The organism is Bradyrhizobium sp. CCBAU 53421 (genome assembly GCF_015291625.1).
Taxonomy (GTDB): domain Bacteria; phylum Pseudomonadota; class Alphaproteobacteria; order Rhizobiales; family Xanthobacteraceae; genus Bradyrhizobium.
Genome location: NZ_CP030047.1, coordinates 7,771,776 through 7,787,011 on the forward strand (window position 1 = coordinate 7,771,776; position 15,236 = coordinate 7,787,011).

The 15,236-nt window shown below is 59.5% G+C and carries 12 protein-coding genes and 6 pseudogenes; 7 read left to right on the plus strand and 11 right to left on the minus strand.

Annotated features, from left to right (window positions below; all coding sequences use genetic code 11):
- Positions 1–64: 64 nt before the first annotated feature.
- From XH92_RS36260 to XH92_RS36270, 3 genes are all read right to left on the minus strand, one after another.
- Positions 65–1,447, minus strand: a complete 1,383-nt coding sequence (locus tag XH92_RS36260) for an NAD-dependent succinate-semialdehyde dehydrogenase (RefSeq protein WP_194456362.1) — start codon at positions 1,445–1,447, stop codon at positions 65–67.
- 17 nt (positions 1,448–1,464) lie between these two features.
- Complete coding sequence (locus XH92_RS36265) at positions 1,465–2,508, minus strand: tartrate dehydrogenase (RefSeq protein ID WP_194456363.1); 1,044 nt, start codon at positions 2,506–2,508, stop codon at positions 1,465–1,467.
- Between the two features lie 168 nt (positions 2,509–2,676).
- Positions 2,677–3,213 (minus strand): aspartate/glutamate racemase family protein, encoded by a 537-nt coding sequence (locus tag XH92_RS36270; RefSeq protein WP_246787918.1) that lies wholly within the window; start codon positions 3,211–3,213, stop codon positions 2,677–2,679.
- On the opposite strand from XH92_RS36270, the gene XH92_RS36275 reads away from it, so the two are divergent.
- Together XH92_RS36275 and otnC are read left to right on the plus strand one after the other, a co-directional pair.
- Positions 3,131–3,601: a nucleotide-binding domain containing protein gene (locus XH92_RS36275; protein ID WP_246787920.1), complete on the plus strand. Its 471-nt coding sequence runs from the start codon at positions 3,131–3,133 to the stop codon at positions 3,599–3,601. The genes XH92_RS36270 and XH92_RS36275 overlap by 83 nt on opposite strands.
- Before the next feature lie 5 nt (positions 3,602–3,606).
- A pseudogene (gene otnC, locus XH92_RS36280) lies at positions 3,607–4,226 on the plus strand (3-oxo-tetronate 4-phosphate decarboxylase).
- A 221-nt stretch (positions 4,227–4,447) separates the two neighbouring features.
- Here the strand turns inward: otnC and XH92_RS36285 are convergent.
- The 3 genes and pseudogenes from XH92_RS36285 to XH92_RS36295 all read right to left on the minus strand — a co-directional run.
- A pseudogene (locus XH92_RS36285) lies at positions 4,448–4,638 on the minus strand (four-carbon acid sugar kinase family protein); the annotation flags it as partial.
- 177 nt (positions 4,639–4,815) lie between these two features.
- The gene (locus XH92_RS36290) at positions 4,816–6,213 is read right to left on the minus strand and encodes an aminotransferase (protein WP_194456364.1); all 1,398 of its coding nucleotides are present in this window, start codon (positions 6,211–6,213) and stop codon (positions 4,816–4,818) included.
- A 10-nt stretch (positions 6,214–6,223) separates the two neighbouring features.
- Positions 6,224–7,702 carry an NAD-dependent succinate-semialdehyde dehydrogenase gene (locus XH92_RS36295; protein ID WP_194461590.1) on the minus strand — a complete coding sequence of 493 codons (1,479 nt, stop codon included), beginning with the start codon at positions 7,700–7,702 and terminating at the stop codon, positions 6,224–6,226.
- A gap of 189 nt (positions 7,703–7,891) precedes the next feature.
- Between XH92_RS36295 and XH92_RS36300 the strand changes: the two genes are divergently transcribed.
- A complete protein-coding gene (locus XH92_RS36300; protein ID WP_194456365.1) occupies positions 7,892–8,368 on the plus strand; it encodes an Lrp/AsnC family transcriptional regulator in 477 nt (158 codons plus the stop codon).
- 817 nt (positions 8,369–9,185) lie between these two features.
- Positions 9,186–10,847 (plus strand): MFS transporter, encoded by a 1,662-nt coding sequence (locus XH92_RS36305; RefSeq protein WP_194456366.1) that lies wholly within the window; start codon positions 9,186–9,188, stop codon positions 10,845–10,847.
- Between the two features lie 21 nt (positions 10,848–10,868).
- Here the strand turns inward: XH92_RS36305 and XH92_RS43390 are convergent.
- From XH92_RS43390 to XH92_RS36320, 3 pseudogenes are all read right to left on the minus strand, one after another.
- Positions 10,869–11,206: pseudogene (locus XH92_RS43390) on the minus strand (hypothetical protein).
- A pseudogene (locus XH92_RS36315) lies at positions 11,206–11,391 on the minus strand (IS5/IS1182 family transposase); the annotation flags it as partial. The pseudogenes XH92_RS43390 and XH92_RS36315, both read right to left, overlap by 1 nt.
- A gap of 121 nt (positions 11,392–11,512) precedes the next feature.
- Positions 11,513–11,866: pseudogene (locus XH92_RS36320) on the minus strand (transposase); the annotation flags it as partial.
- 265 nt (positions 11,867–12,131) lie between these two features.
- Here XH92_RS36320 and XH92_RS36330 point away from each other — a divergent pair.
- Positions 12,132–12,570: pseudogene (locus tag XH92_RS36330) on the plus strand (IS5/IS1182 family transposase); the annotation flags it as partial.
- 311 nt (positions 12,571–12,881) lie between these two features.
- Here XH92_RS36330 and XH92_RS36335 read toward each other — a convergent pair.
- Together XH92_RS36335 and XH92_RS36340 are read right to left on the minus strand one after the other, a co-directional pair.
- On the minus strand, positions 12,882–13,646 hold the full coding sequence (locus XH92_RS36335) for an IS5 family transposase (RefSeq protein ID WP_194456368.1): 765 nt from the start codon (positions 13,644–13,646) through the stop codon (positions 12,882–12,884).
- A 113-nt stretch (positions 13,647–13,759) separates the two neighbouring features.
- Positions 13,760–14,131: a hypothetical protein gene (locus XH92_RS36340; protein WP_194456369.1), complete on the minus strand. Its 372-nt coding sequence runs from the start codon at positions 14,129–14,131 to the stop codon at positions 13,760–13,762.
- 577 nt (positions 14,132–14,708) lie between these two features.
- Here XH92_RS36340 and XH92_RS44120 point away from each other — a divergent pair.
- Both XH92_RS44120 and XH92_RS44125 read left to right on the plus strand, forming a co-directional pair.
- Positions 14,709–14,840, plus strand: coding sequence for a hypothetical protein (locus XH92_RS44120; RefSeq protein WP_371818108.1), 132 nt, complete (start codon positions 14,709–14,711; stop codon positions 14,838–14,840).
- Positions 14,841–14,928: 88 nt separating this feature from the next.
- Positions 14,929–15,201, plus strand: coding sequence for a hypothetical protein (locus XH92_RS44125; RefSeq protein ID WP_194461591.1), 273 nt, complete (start codon positions 14,929–14,931; stop codon positions 15,199–15,201).
- Positions 15,202–15,236: the final 35 nt, after the last annotated feature.

Consider the following 15,236-nt stretch of genomic DNA (forward strand, 5'->3'; position numbering starts at 1 on the left):
GGCTGAGCTTGTCTTAAGCGGCTGCCTGGGGGCGCGGCCATGCGCCCCCTCCGTTCCATCCCGCTTAGCCCAACCCACCAATATGGAAGGTCTTCATTTCGAGGTATTCCTCGATCCCGACGTGTGCTCCTTCGCGCCCCAAGCCGGATTGCTTGATACCGCTGAATGGCGCCACCTCCGTGGACAACATGCCGGCGTTGAGGCCGACCATACCGGCTTCGAACGCCTCCGCGACTTGCCACGATCGCTTCAGGTCTCTGGTGTAGAAATAAGCGGCCAGCCCAAAGGGCGTCGCATTTGCGATGGCAATCGCCTCCTCATCGGTCTCAAAACGGAAGAGAGGGGCGACCGGACCAAATGTCTCTTCGTGCGCTAGCACCATATCGGTGGTCGCCTCGGTCAGTACGTCGGCGACATGGCGGTTGATCTTGCTGATCGCCGCCTCGTTGATCATCGGTCCAATGGCCACACCCGGCTCGAGGCCTGGTCCCACCTTCATTCTCTCGACGCGGGCGACAAGCTTGTTCGCAAAAGCATCATAGACGCCGGCCTGCACGAGGATCCGATTGGCGCAGACACAGGTCTGGCCGCCGTTGCGGAATTTTGATGCGATCGCACCCTCGACCGCGAGTTCGAGATCGGCATCGTCAAAGACGATGAAGGGCGCATTTCCGCCGAGTTCGAGGCTGACGCGCTTCACGCTATCAGCGGCGCCGCGCATGAGCAGCGAGCCGACGCGGGTCGAGCCCGTAAACGAGATCTTGCGCACGGTTTCGTTGGCCATGATCTCTGCGCCGATCTCGGTCGGCAGGCCGGTGAGAATATTGATGACGCCTGCGGGAATTCCGGCGCGCTCGGCCAGCACGCCTAAAGCCAGCGCCGAATAGGGCGTGAAATCCGACGGCTTGATCACGACGGTGCACCCCGCCGCGAGCGCGGGAGCCACCTTGCGTGTGATCATGGCGTTCGGGAAATTGCAGGGCGTGATGATTGCGCACACGCCCACCGGTTCCTTGAGACCAACGATGCGCCGGTCCGCCGTTGGCGAGGGGATCGTCCTGCTGCCGATACGCCGGGCTTCTTCCGCGAACCATTTGACGAAGGAGGCACCGTAACGGATCTCGCTTTTGGACTCCTCCAATGGCTTGCCCTGTTCGAGCGTTAGAATGCGCGCCAGATCGTCCAGATGCGCGATCATGAGCCCATGCCAGGCCTCCAGAAGCGCGGCGCGCTCGGCATTCGTCTTCGCGCGCCAGGCGGGATAGGCCTTGGCGGCAGCGGCGACCGCCGCGCGCGTCTCGTCCCGCCCCATGTCTGGCACGGTACCAAGAACCGCCTGGGTCGCCGGTTCGATCACGTCGATCGTCTTGCCCGAGAGCGCCCCCTTCCATTGGTCACCGATCAAGCCCTGCTGGCGGAAGAGCTGTTTGTCGCTCAGGTTCTGCATCTATTGTTCCTTGTCGATTATGAGAGACGGGAAAGCACTGCTGCGCTTATCGCTTCGGTGCACTCTTTGCCTGGAACCGTACCGATGCCGCTGGACGTGGTGGCCTCAATTGCCGCCATGACGCGTGCTGCTGCATCAGCCTCGCCAATATGCTCAAGCATCATCGCCCCCGACCAGATCGCTGCGATCGGGTTGGCAATGCCGAGATGGGCGATGTCGGGTGCTGAGCCGTGAACGGGCTCGAACATCGAAGGAGCGCTGCGGTCCGGATTGATGTTGGCGGAAGCGGCAAAGCCGAGCCCGCCCTGAATAGCGGCGCCGAGATCGGTCAGGATGTCGCCGTAGAGGTTGGAGGCGACGACAACATCGAGGCTCTCCGGCGCCATAACCATGCGCGCGGCGAGCGCATCCACGTGGTAGCTCGTGCATTCGACATCCGGATAGTCGGCGGCAACCAGTTGTGTCACCTCGTCCCAGAAGACCATCGAGTATTTCTGAGCATTCGACTTGGTGACCGAGGCAAGCCTTCCGCGTCGCTTGCGCGCCTGGTCGAATCCGAATCGCAAGATTCGCTCCACGCCGGCGCGCGTAAACACCGAGGTCTCGACCGCGATCTCGGCGCCGGTGCCCTGATGTACACGTCCGCCGGCACCCGCATATTCTCCTTCGGTGTTCTCGCGGACGCAGAGGATATCAAACTTGGTGGCTTTCAGCGGGCCGTTGGCGCCCGGGAGCAGGCGATGCGGCCGGACGTTGGCATACTGTGTAAACCCCTTGCGGATCGGCAGCAGCAGGCCGTGCAGCGACACGGCATCGGGCACCTCCGCCGGCCAGCCGACTGCGCCAAGCAGAATGGCATCGAACCTCTCGAGCGTCTTGATGCCGTTGGCGGGCATCATCACGCCCTTTTCCTTGTAGAAGGCGCAGGACCACGGAAATCTCGTGCCGTTGAGCGCAAAGCCGGAATGCTTGGCGGCAGCATCGAGCACGGCCCATGCGGCTTCCGTCACGCCGCGGCCGATGCCGTCGCCAGGAATGAGTGCGATTGTGTAGTTCTTCATCACGACCCTTCCGGGGCAAACCGTCGATAGCACGACGAGCGTATTGCCTATTTCACGAAAAGCCTGACCAAAGGAGTGCTCTCGACCTCTGCGTTGTACTGCTCAAGAGGACTCTGCAACCGCCTAGCATGTCGCCCGTGCGACGGAGAGTACCTCTCTGAACTCAACCTAGTCTGGTGTTTCGTACGTGTTCGTTTTCAGAGCACTAGACATGTACAGCACCCCAAGTTCCGGGCTGGTAAGTACCGGAACTTGCGTCGCGCCCACCTCGAGCAGTGCATTGGCCATTGATGCTTGAGCGAGCACCACCACGTCGACACTGCCGACGACCGAAGCTAGACCTTCACGCACCAAGGCGTCGTGTGCCAGCTTTTCACCGCTCCGCAGCTTGTCGAAGGCGCCCTCGCACAGATGGCTGGCGATAGAGGCGTGACGCCCTAGCCGGGCGGCATGATGCTTAATCAGCTGTGTCGTGGGCTCCAGCGTGCTAGCAAGCGTCGCGAGCACGGCAATTCGATTCCCACGCTCAATTGCCTCGATCGCCATCCCGTCGTCGACACGGAAGAGAGGTACGGGACAGAGCGGCATCGCCATATCCACCGCGGGACCGAGGGAAGAGCAGGTGACGAGAACCGCCTGTGCCCCCGCATCCACTGTCCTTAGCATCGATGTCGAGAAGGCGATGAGCGGTTCGTTGATCGCCACCGAGCTGGTCGACTTTGTGCGCGCCAATCAGGGTAGGGCGCCGCTGGTCTATTCTTCCTCGCGTCCGGAGCAGGTCACGGCTCTGCAGGAGAAGTACAGCCGGGAAGCGGTCGCGCGCAAACTCGACAGCCTCTTTGCCGACGCGGCCAAGCGCCTCTTCGATGCTGGAGTGCGCCGCATCGTGGTCGGAGGCGGCGAGACATCGGGTGCGGTGGTTTCGGCACTCGGCGTCACCTCGTTCCGCATCGGCCCCGAGATCGATTCGGGCGTGCCCGTGCTCGTCTCTGAGGACGGCGTGAAGCTCGGCATGGCACTCAAATCGGGCAATTTCGGCGCAATTGACTTCTTCGAGAAGGCGCTCGATGCGATTTCCGGAGTGTCGGTATGAGCGGGATGGACGAGCGTACCGCGCGCGAAGCGCTGGTGCGGCTGGGGCGCTCGCTATTCGAAAGAGGCTATGCCGCTGGCTCGGCGGGCAATATCAGCGTGGCGGTTGAAGACGGAATTCTTATGACGCCGACGAATTCCTGCCTCGGCTTCCTCGAAGCGGAAGTGATCTCCAAGTTCGATCGCACAGGGCGCCACATCTCGGGCGACCAGCCATCGAAGGAAGTTTTCCTGCATCAGGCCCTCTATGACACACGCCCTGGCACAGGAGCGGTGTTTCATCTGCACTCGACCTATGCCACTGCGCTGTCCTGTCTTCCCGACCTCGACCCCGAGAACTGCATCGCCCCGCTCACGCCCTATGTGGTGATGCGCGTCGGCCGGGTCAGGTGCGGCCGGGCGATCCGGGGATGGGGGCCATGATCCGCGAACTCGACGGCGCGTTCGCAGCCATTCTCCTGGCCAATCATGGGCCCGTGGTGACGGCAAAGGACCTCAAGACAGCCATCTATGCGGCCGAGGAGCTTGAGGAGACGGCCAAGCTGCTCGTGCTGCTCCAGGGTCGTCAGCCGAGCATGCTCACCCCCGCTCAGATCGAAGAACTCAACACAGTCTTTCCAAACTAGAGTAGCACGTCATGGCCATTGCTGTTTTCCGAGCCCCGCCCGCTCGCCCTGATCCACACTGTTCCTGGCCTCATTCCGGTGTTCGAGGAACTCGTCGGCCGTCATCTGCCCGGCTGGCGTCCATTCAACATGTTGGATGAGAGCTTGCTGCGCAACACGATTCGCGAGGGCTCGCTGTCGCGGCTCACTATGCGGCGGCTCGCTGGCCAGGTCTGGTCAGCGCTAGCAGGTATTGACCGGCTCTTCAGCGCGATCACGCAGGCCTCAACGTCAGGCGCCGCATCCGTCCCGGTACGCCGAGATACTGCATTGTGCGCAGACCGCCTTCAGGTAGGATGCCCTTGGCGATGGTGTTGGCGATATCGCTCGCGCCGGTAAAATCATCGGCGATCACTCCGAGTAGCATGGCGATGTCCCCCTCCAGCAGATCGCGATTTGGGCGCTTTTCTTCATGACCGCTTGACAGGGACGGCGAAGTAACCGTCGCGGCCAAGAAAATGATGGCGGGAGACCGGCGATGAACGAGGCGATCAGCGTATATTTCTGACGATCCGACGCAGCGACGCTATCGAGCACACCAATGAGATCTTCAGACCTTTGATTCTTTCGCGAGCTCGTCCATTACCTGCTTAGTCGCTCGATAGGCGAGATCGACAATCTCATCTATCTCATGCTCGGATACGACGAGGGGCGGAGCAAAACCAAGAATGTCTCCATGGGGCATTGCTCGTGCAATAAGCCCCCGATCACGAGCAGCCTTCGAAATGCGGGCGCCCACCTTGAGCTCCGGATCAAATCGCCGCTTCGTCTGGCGATCGGCAACAAACTCCACGGCCCCCAATAACCCGACACCCCTCACTTCACCGACGATCTCTAACTGTGCAAACCGTTCCCTCAATCGTTTAAGGAAATGCGACCCGACGATCCGCGCGCGATCGCTCAGCCGCTCCTTCTCGACTATATCGAGGACTGCATTGGCAGCGGCAGCCGCGATCGGATGGCCTGAATATGTATATCCATGCGAAAAAGCTCCGACTCGATCCGCAGCTTCCTCCATCACCGCGTAGACCCTCTCACCAACGATGGCCCCTGAGAGCGGCACATACCCTGACGTCAGGCCCTTTGCGACCGTCACCAAGTCCGGCTCCATCCCGTATAGCGTGCTACCGAAGTCCGCGCCGGTTCGACCGAATCCGCAAATCACTTCGTCGGCGATCAGAAGGACATCGTATCGACTGAGCACGGCCTGAATCTCACGCCAATAGCCGGTAGGCGGGGGTGTAATTCCCCCCGTGCCCAGCACCGGCTCAGCAATAAAGGCGCCGATTGTTTCCGGCCCCTCCCGTACGATCAATGCTTCAAGCTCGGCTGCACGGCGACGAGAAAAGGACTCTTCCGTCTCGCCTGGCTCGGCGCCCCAATAGTAGTGCGGCGCGCCCGTGTGCAAAATGCCCGGAAAGGGGAGGTCCATGTGATCGTGGTAGAAGGACATTCCGGTCATCGAACCGGAGATTACTGAACAGCCATGGTACCCTCGCTCGCGCGAGATGATTTTCTTCTTCTTAGGCCGGCCACGTAGATTGTTATAATACCAAACGAGCTTAGCTTGCGTTTCGTTGGCATCCGATCCGGACAAACCGAAGAACACTTTGCTCGGCTTACCAGGCGCCATTCGCACGAGACGGTCCGCCAGCGTAGCCAGCTCTTCGGTCGTGTGCGCCGCGTATGTGTGATAGTATGCAAGACTATAGGCCTGCCGCGCAATGGCCTCAGCCACTTCCGTCCGACCGTATCCAATATTCACACAGTAGAGGCCAGCAAACCCGTCGATGTAACTACGCCCTTGCGCATCCGTTATGCGGACGCCTTTTCCTCCAGCGACGATCGTAGGTTCACCAGCCGTACCATTGGCGAATTCCCTGAGTTGGGTGAAGGGATGCAGAACACTCGAGCGATCTTTTTCAGCGATGGTTTTGACATCATTCATAGCGCTTCTCCTAATCCGCCAGATCGCCGAAGCAGACGTACTTCAGTTCCATGTATTCCGCTAAACCGTGCCGCGACCCTTCGCGACCAAGCCCAGACTGCTTCCATCCACCGAACGGAATGGGCGCGCCCGTGAACGACGCCGTATTGATGCCAACCATGCCGCACTCGATTTGCTCAGAAAGTCGCAGCGCTCGTCGCAAGCTGTCTGTGTAGACGTAGCCTGCAAGCCCCATTTCGCTCGCATTAGCTCGTGCAACGACTTCTTCTTCAGATTCGAATGGCAACACAGCAGCTACCGGCCCAAATGTTTCCTCATGGGCGATGAGCATGTCTTCGCTGACGTCACTTAACAGCGTTGGAACAACAAAGCTAGGACCTAAACTGTCGCCTTGATTGGCGGAAATAGCCCGCGCTCCCTTTGCCACAGCATCATCGATTTGCGCCCTGCACTTGCTGGCAACCGACAACTTTGTCATCGGCCCGATGTTTGTCGCCAAGTCCAAGCCATGCCCGACCTTGAGCTGGGCCATTGCCGCGGCAAACGATTCAACGAAGGCATCATAGATGCGCCTCTGTACGTAGATGCGGTTGGCGGCCAGACAGTCCTGGCCGGACGTAGCAAATTTTGCAGCCATCGCCCCTTTGACAGCCTTGTCGAGATCGACATCGTCAAAGACAACAAATGGGGCATGCCCCCCAAGCTCGAGCGAGACCTTCTTTACTGTGGTCGCCGCCCCCTCCAGAAGCAGACGACCAACTTGAGTCGAACCCGTGAACGAAAGAGCCCGTATCCTTTGATCGCTCAACAGAGGCGTCGAAAGCTCGATCGGATCACCGACCAACACCTGAAATACGCCGCGCGGGACGCCCGCCTCCTCAGCCAGCCTGGCAACCGCAAGAGCAGAGAGCGGAGTCTCGGGAGCGGGCTTCACGATGATCGGACAGCCCGCAGCCAGAGCGGCTCCAGCCTTTCGCGTAATCATGGCGACAGGAAAATTCCACGGCGTGATCGCCGCCGCAACACCAATTGGCTGCATTCGCACCTGAAGCAGACTACGAGACTTGTGGCTGGGGAACGTCTCCCCGTACGCGCGCTCCCCTTCCGCAGCAAACCACTCGAGAAATCCTGCACCATACGCAATTTCGGAGCGTGCCTCCGCCAACGGCTTGCCCTGCTCGCTCGTCACCAAGATCGCAAGCTCCTCCGAATGGGCAAGCATCAATGACGCCCAAGACCTAAGGATCGCGCCGCGTCTTGCGGGCAAGAGCTCTCGCCAAGCAGAAAAAGATCGCTCAGCTGCCGCGACTGCCAGATTCATATCTGCGGCATTACAACGAGCAACGTCCGCAATTTCTTCCCCTGTAGCGGGATCGATCACACCATCTCGTTGCTCGCCCGCAACCCAGCGACCGTCTATGAGCACCCCACCCGCGATGAAATCGCGACGACTTAGCCTATGCAGATGACTCCTGGCGAGACCGAGCAAATGCGGACTTGCATGTCGAAAAATTCCAGAAGCCACTGAGAGTCCCACGCGGTCATTTGTTGAAATCGGGTAGGCATTCAGGATACGTTCGGCCTGAAGCTGATTTACGTCGCATTTCCTACCGGCTGAACGATTTCCTGCACCGCGGACGGATTTCGTGACGAAATTCACCCTCGACCGGAGCCCATTATGCAATACGACCGAATAGATGCCCGCATTCTTGAGATCGTGCAAAAGAACAATCGTCTAACTTCCGAGTCCATCGGTGAAATAGCCGGGCTCTCTCCTACCGCGTGTCAACGAAGACTGAAGAGACTCCGTTCGGAAGGCATCATTGAGGCCGACGTCTCGATCGTTTCGCCGAGGGCGGTAGGAAGGCCAATTCAAATGCTTGTGCTCGTGACGTTGGAGCGCGAGCGTTCAGACATAATCGACAAGTTCAAGAAGGCCATCAAATCTTCAGTTGAAGTCGTCAATGGATTCTACGTCACCGGCGATGCAGACTTTGTCCTGTATGTCACCGCGCGCACCATGGAAGATTATGAGCAGTTCACCCGACGATTCTTCTATGAGAACTCGGATATCAAGGGCTTCAAGACAATAGTCATAATGGACCGCGTCAAAGCGAGCTTTGCGATTCCAGTAGAGGTTGCGCGCGAAGATTGACGAAACAAGTGGTCTTCACGCTACGGATAAAGAATTCACACCGCTTTTCGTCGCCCCTTCGCACAGAACGCGCAAAACCTGCACTCTTTGTCTGTTATCTAGGCCTGAGCTGAACGAAAGTTCGATTAGAACACACGAATATTGCATCCGGCTTAATTGCGCGGACTACTTGGGAGCGGACATAGGCTACGTCGAGGGACGCCTGTATCGGCTGGGCCGAGCTTAAGCCCACAAAGTCCCCGCCGAAGCTATGCAGCATAGAACGGTTTCAATTCCACACATAGCGCGTCGGGCGAGCGAGCAAACAGAGAGGAGGAATGGGCAAAACACGCGTGAGGTCGATAGTTTAGGAGAGGTGGAGGTCCTGAGCGGGAATTATTATGGCGCTCAGACTGTACGAGCGATCGGAAGTTTTTCTATCTCTGGAATTCCAATTAGTCTCCTTCGCAGCTTATCCACGCGATGGCGATAGTTGAGAAAGCCGCCGTTCTGGCGAACGCTAGACTTGGCGATATTCCTGCCAGCAAAGTTAGCGCAATTGCCTAGCTTCAAACAATTTGGAAGTTCCACAGTCAGAGCTGCACTTGCGTCCCAGTTGCTCAATCTGTCGCGTTGATCCATCCACCATCACGAGACCATTGAGAGCGCGAAAACTCGATTCTTCCCAGGATCATCTGACGCCTAGCTGACAAAACAGAGCAGCGCCGCGATGTCGACGAAATCGAAGAGACAGTATGCAAGCTACTTGGCGCTCTATCGCACGCGAATGGCTAGAATTGTCAGCATCGCTCCGGGGTGGTAGTAGGCCTCATGCGCAATGACTGATCCACTTAATCCCAACACATTCAGCGTCGACGGCATTACCGAACCGCTGCGCCATGGCACGTTCCGGCACATCTGGCTGGCGAGCTTGTTTTCTAATTTAGGCATCCTGATCCAGGGCGTCGGTGCTGCCTGGGCGATGACGGAGATGACCTCGTCGGCCGACAAGGTCGCACTGATGCAAACGGCCTTGATGCTGCCGGTAATGCTAATCGCGATGCCCTCCGGGGCCATTGCGGACATGTATGACCGCCGTGTAGTGGCGCTAGTTGCACTCTCGATAGCGCTTTGCGGCGCTTCCGCGCTGACTGCGCTCGATTGGTTGGGTCTTACTACACCGAATCTGTTGCTAATGCTCTGTTTTGTGGTCGGCAGCGGGATGGCATTGATGGGTCCAGCCTGGCAATCCTCTGTGAGCGAACAGGTGCCGGCCGAGACGCTGCCTGCGGCGGTTGCGCTCAACGGCATCAGCTACAACATCGCCCGCAGCTTTGGCCCTGCGATGGGCGGTATTGTGGTTGCTACTGCAGGGACAGTCGTCGCTTTTGCGCTCAATGCGCTACTTTATCTCCCGTTGATCGGAGCCCTATTTTTGTGGAGGCGTGTGGCCGAACCGTCGCGGCTGCCGCGGGAACAGCTCAGCCGCGCGATCATTTCGGGCGTGCGTTACATTGCCAATTCGCCATCCATCAAGATCGTCCTGGGCCGCACCATGGTAGCCACCGTGATCGGCAGCGCGATCCAGGCACTGATGCCGCTGGTCGCCCGCGACCTCTTACATGGCGGCGCGCAAACCTTTGGCATTATGCTGGGCGCGTTCGGCTTGGGTGCAGTGATCGGGGCACTAAGCCTTGGTGAGGTGCGCAGGCGCATGAGCGGAGAGGCTGCGGTGCGCGCCTGCACTCTATCTATGGGAGGCGCGATCACGGCGGTCGCACTGAGCTGCGAACCGGTTCTGACCATTGCGGCGCTGGTGTTGGCGGGCGTCGTGTGGACAATACTCTGGACACTGCTCAATATTGGCGTGCAGCTCTCCGCGCCCCGCTGGGTCGCGGGTCGATCACTTGCGGCTTGGCAGACTGCGTTCTCCGGCGGAATTGCCGTCGGTAGCTGGGGCTGGGGCCGGCTCACCGATGCCTTCGGCGTCGACGTAGCGCTGCTCGGATCGGCCGCGCTGATACTGCTGTCGCCCGTGCTCGGGCTCTGGCTGCGCATGCCGCGTACCAGCGCACGCGATCAAGACGCCGAAGTCCTTGCCGACCCCGAAGTGCGGCTTGCGCTCACTCATCGCAGTGGGCCTTTGGTGGTGGAGATTGAATATCGCGTGGCGCCGGAGAATGCACGCGCTTTCCACAATGTGATGCAGGACGTACAGCTCTACCGTCAGCGCAACGGGGCTTATGGCTGGTCGATTGCGCGCGACATCGCGGATCCGGAACTGTGGACCGAACGTTATCACTGCCCGACATGGCTCCACTATCTGTGTCAGCGCAACCGCTGGACGCAGTCGGAGCGCGCGCTGGATCGACAGGCGACTGGTTTCCACATTGGCCCTGGGCCTGTGCGTGTCCATCGTATGCTGGCGCGTCCATTCGGATCGGTGCGCTGGAAAGAAGACGTGCCTGACCGCGCTGCAAATGAACCCCTGCCTCGTTGACTTAGCAGGCTGTTGAAGAACTCAGCCGCGTTCGCAAACGAAGCCTGAATCGTCGCCATTGTGATGTAGAAGTGACCGACGAGCCTGCCGGCGGTGCCGATCATAGCCCATCCGTGACCTCAGGCGGGGTTATTCTCATCGTGCCCTTGCCACGAGAACTCCGCCCAGGCCGAACCGTCTCGTGCGCCGTAGCGGACGTCGAGAAAGCCCTTCAGCGCACCGAAGGCGATTTCACCGTCGGACTTGAAGGTGAGATGCGCCTGTTCGACGAGGTCGAGGAAGTCGCTGTCCTAGTTGTCCATTTCGGCAATGCGCCAGCGGCCGGCAAAGACCTTGGCGAAGCCGGACACCTTGGCCATCAGCCGGCCTCCGCGATCAGCTTGGGCAGCCGCACCAGATTGTAGGCGGCAGCAGCGAAGAAGGCCCATCCGACGCGTTCACGGCCACGGAAGGCGGTCTTCTCTTGCCCGGCGACCGTCTTGATCCAGCCGAACGCCTGCTCGATGCGCTTGCGGATGCGCTGGCTGACGAAATAGCCGCCGTGAAAGCCAATATTTGGTCGGAGCTTCTCGCCGTCTCGCCACTCGATCAGCAGCCATTCTTCCGGGCGGCTTTCGGTAAGCCAGCACTCGATGTGCCGGACGGAGCCGCACACGGGCAAAACGCGCCCAGGCCCAGCGCAAATGATCAAGCGCAATTGCCGGCTTCGTCTTGAAGGTGATTTCGTTGGGGACTCCGCCTTTGCGCCGGCGTGCACGATCCGTCACCCACTCCCTTGGTAGATAGAGACGATAGGCCACCGGCAAGCTCGCATGATGGTTCGCAAGCGAAAGCGTCACGGCAACCAGACAATTGTCTTGCTTGCCCAACTGACCGCAATATTGCCGTGCAACCCCGACCGAATGACGCCCCTTCTTAGGAAAGCCCGTATCATCGATGATCCAAGCTTCGATCTCTCCGTGTCGCTCGATGCCCGGCAGCACTAACTCTCGGACCTTGGCCAGCACGTGCTGATCCGATCAGTCGCCTTGGCCGACAACATGCAACAGGATGGTGTAGGAGGCCTTTAAACTTGTGAAGAAGAAGGGAAAGGCGGCAGGCGTCGATGGCCAGAGTCTAGAGCACTTTGCCGGCGATCTTGAGAACCACCCCTACCGGCTGCGGAATCGGTTGGCGTCACGAAGTTACTTCCCGCCACCAGTTCGGCGGGTCGAGATTCCTAAGGCCGGCGGTGGGGCTCGTCCTCTTGGCATACCGACGGTCGCGGACCGTATCGCCCAGACGAAGGGCGCACAGTTCGTGCTACATGCCAAGGCGCTGCATGGCAATCCCTTCGACGGCCACACGCTCGGCCCTATAATTGCCGACATGGAGAAGCTTACCGGCGTGGAGGCTCGCCGCATCCACGTCGACAAAGGGTATCGCGGTCACAACCACCCCCATCGGTTCAAGGTCTGGATCTCCGGTCAGGTTCGCCGCGTCACGGCTTCCATCCGTCGCGAGATGAAGCGTCGTGCGGCGGTCGAGCCCGTCATCGGCCACGTCAAGTCCGAGCACCGCATGGACCGCAACTATCTCAAAGGCCACCTCGGCGACCGCATCAACGCCCTGTCCTCGCCGCGGCCGCTGCAACTTCGGCCTGCTCCTGCGATGGCTGGCAGAACTCTTACGTGCCATCATCTGGGCCTTCGCCGAAACTGTCCCGGCTCAAGAGATCGCTTAAATCAGCGCTCGTCCGCGTTCTTCACGGCGGTCCAAGCAATCGGCGAGCCGAAAAACGGGATGCAAGTCTTGCTTGAAGAGATCTAACTCCATGTGCTTTACCTCGGGTCGGCGGAATACTTGCAGCTTCCTGTCGGGATCCAAACATAAGACGTCCTCAATCAGACACGACCGAACACGAAGGCGGGACGCGTGAAACGACGACGGCGCCTCGTGCCGCACATTTGGCGACGGGGTCCTCCTTCGGAACTAGAGCAAGACACGCTCGCTCGAAAGTTGATGTTATGCGGCAGGCACTAGGTGGTGTGGACACTAGCGCATCCATAGGACAATGGCTGCGAGAGTGACAACGGCGCGGTAGTTGCGGGCGGTTTTCTCGAAGCGGGTTGCAACGCGGCGGAATTGCTTTAGCTTTGAGAAGCAACACTCCACGAGATGGCGCTGGACATAGAAATGCTTGTCGAGCGGGTATTTGAGCGCGCGTGACGGATTGTTGGGGATGACGGCGAGCGCACCTTTAGCAGCGATGGCCTTGCGCAAGTGATCGGCATTATAGGCGGTGTCTGCCATGACGACCTCGGCTGGTAAGCCTTCGATCAATACGGCCGCTTGCGGTGCATCGCCCTTCTGCCCTGCGGTCAGGGTGAACCGCACGGGACATCCCAAGCCTCGAACGGCCAGATGTATCTTGGTGCTCAGGCCTCCGCGCGAGCGACCGAGCGCTTGATCTTCAGACCCCCTTTTTTTGGCCCCGGCAGCATGCTGATGGGCTCGGACGATGGTGGAATCGACAATCAAGTACTCGAAGTCGGGGTCATCGGACATCGCCTCAAAAATGCGGCACCAAACACCCTTGATACTCCACCGGCTGAAGCGTCGGAACACGCTGTTCCATTCGCCAAAGACCTCCGGGAGATCGCGCCAGGGAGACCCCGTACGTACGATCCACAGCATACCCTCCACGAACATCCGATTGTCGCGGCCGGTCGAGCCCTTCTGGTCAGGCCGGCCTATGATCAGCGGCGCCATCCGCTCCCACGCCGCGTCGCTCAACACCAGCCGATCCATCACACCCAAGACTGCCTCCCAAAAGCAGTCTTGAATCTGATCTGCTCCTAAAAGGGAATCCCTAGAGTCCACACCACCTAGTGGGCTGCGGGCGGTTTGAAGGCATTGATGCCGCTCGCTCACTAGCTCGCCTGTTTGCGGCGGCACGGCTGCACATCAATTTCTTCCAGCCCTCGTTTGAGCTGAAGGAGAAGCACCGCGAAGGTGCCAAGATGATTAAGCGCTATCTTCCTCCCGCGACGCCGTACGAAAGAGCATTGGTCCAACCGAGGCTCGATGAGGCATTCAAAGGTCGGCTGCGAGAGATTTACCGGACGCTTGATCCGGTGGCATTGCTGGCACAGATGCGGGACGCTCAGAATGAGCTGGGTAAGCGCGTCGATCAACGGGCTGGAAAGCCAGCGATGACTGTCGCGCAGGGGCACAGCGACTAGGCGGCCTTTGCCCGAGAGCTCGGCGATGGTTGGAAACAGGGCGAGCAGCGAGGCATTCATCGACGTCGCTATGTGCGGCGCAAGCCTGTGCCACGTCGGCCATCAATGCTCGACCCCTACATTCCCATCATAGAGGGAATGGCTCGCCGCGGCTCCGCACTTGTCCGCGGTCGATCTTCTCTCCCGGCTGCAAGCGCATGCGCGCTGCCGGTCAGCGGCCATTAGCGGCGCACGGTGCAGCGATTGGCGAAGAATTGGCGATCAAAGGCCGCTCGACAGCTCATCAGCAGCACAGAGATCAAACTATCGGTCCAAGCTTCGTGCCTTAGTATTAAATCCTGACAGGCTCTTTCGCCGAAGCACCGCAAGCCTCTCGCTCGCTACGGCGCTCTGGAGGGCGTGCTTCGCGAGCGGCTTGCTCCGACTCGCGGCAGCCGATCCAGAAGACATCAGGGTGCGCTTCGGTAACGTTGTCATCTGAGGCAATATGAGGGTGCAGTTCCGGATGGCGTTTGACAGCCTCATCTCCTGACGTCCAAGAAACCCTCCGCGAGCAGATCAAGGCGTCTACGGCGATGGGACCGCGCCTGCAGTCTCCGATCCTACCATGCTACTGCGCCGGATGATCTGGGAGGCTATGCGGCTGTACAGCGTACGCTGGTTCAACATTCGCTACGTAACCAATGATGTTACGATTGAGAATTATCGTTTTGTAAAGGACTCGCGCCTGATGCTTCTTTCCTTCGTGATCAATCGGCATTCCTCATGATATTCGGAGCCGAACCAGTTCCAACCGATCGTTACTTGAGGGGCGAAGCTGAGCCGCTTTTCCATTCGGCAACGGCCCGCGGGTCTGCATCGGCCGCGCGCTTGCGGAGCTGGAGATGCAGCTGTTGCGTCGATTTAAGCTTGAGGCGGCGTGCACTCCTTGCCCGATCGCGGGAGTCCTGTTGCAGCCTGATCGGGACGTGCTTGCAGAGCAATTAGACCTCTGGCTGGCCGGCGGCGCAAGAATGCAGGCCGCCGCCTGCAGGCCTGAACGGGAACCAGGATGCTTAAGTACTCAGCGGCGTCAGCTTCACCATCGCGGCTCCGTAATCAACAAGATAGGGCGATCTTCCACGAGTTGATCACTCCTTCCGGGACACGAAGGCGAAAGAGTTCG

Excerpts from the sequence above, each read along its gene's own strand:
- XH92_RS36340 (WP_194456369.1), bottom strand. The coding sequence starts at position 14,131 with ATGAATGCCTCGCTGCTCGCCCTGTTTCCAACCATCGCCGAGCTCTCG.
- XH92_RS44120 (WP_371818108.1), top strand. The coding sequence starts at position 14,709 with ATGCGGCTGTACAGCGTACGCTGGTTCAACATTCGCTACGTAACCAAT.
- XH92_RS36300 (WP_194456365.1), top strand. The coding sequence starts at position 7,892 with ATGCAATACGACCGAATAGATGCCCGCATTCTTGAGATCGTGCAAAAG.
- XH92_RS36305 (WP_194456366.1), top strand. The coding sequence starts at position 9,186 with ATGACTGATCCACTTAATCCCAACACATTCAGCGTCGACGGCATTACC.
- XH92_RS36260 (WP_194456362.1), bottom strand. The coding sequence starts at position 1,447 with ATGCAGAACCTGAGCGACAAACAGCTCTTCCGCCAGCAGGGCTTGATC.
- XH92_RS36265 (WP_194456363.1), bottom strand. The coding sequence starts at position 2,508 with ATGAAGAACTACACAATCGCACTCATTCCTGGCGACGGCATCGGCCGC.
- XH92_RS36290 (WP_194456364.1), bottom strand. The coding sequence starts at position 6,213 with ATGAATGATGTCAAAACCATCGCTGAAAAAGATCGCTCGAGTGTTCTG.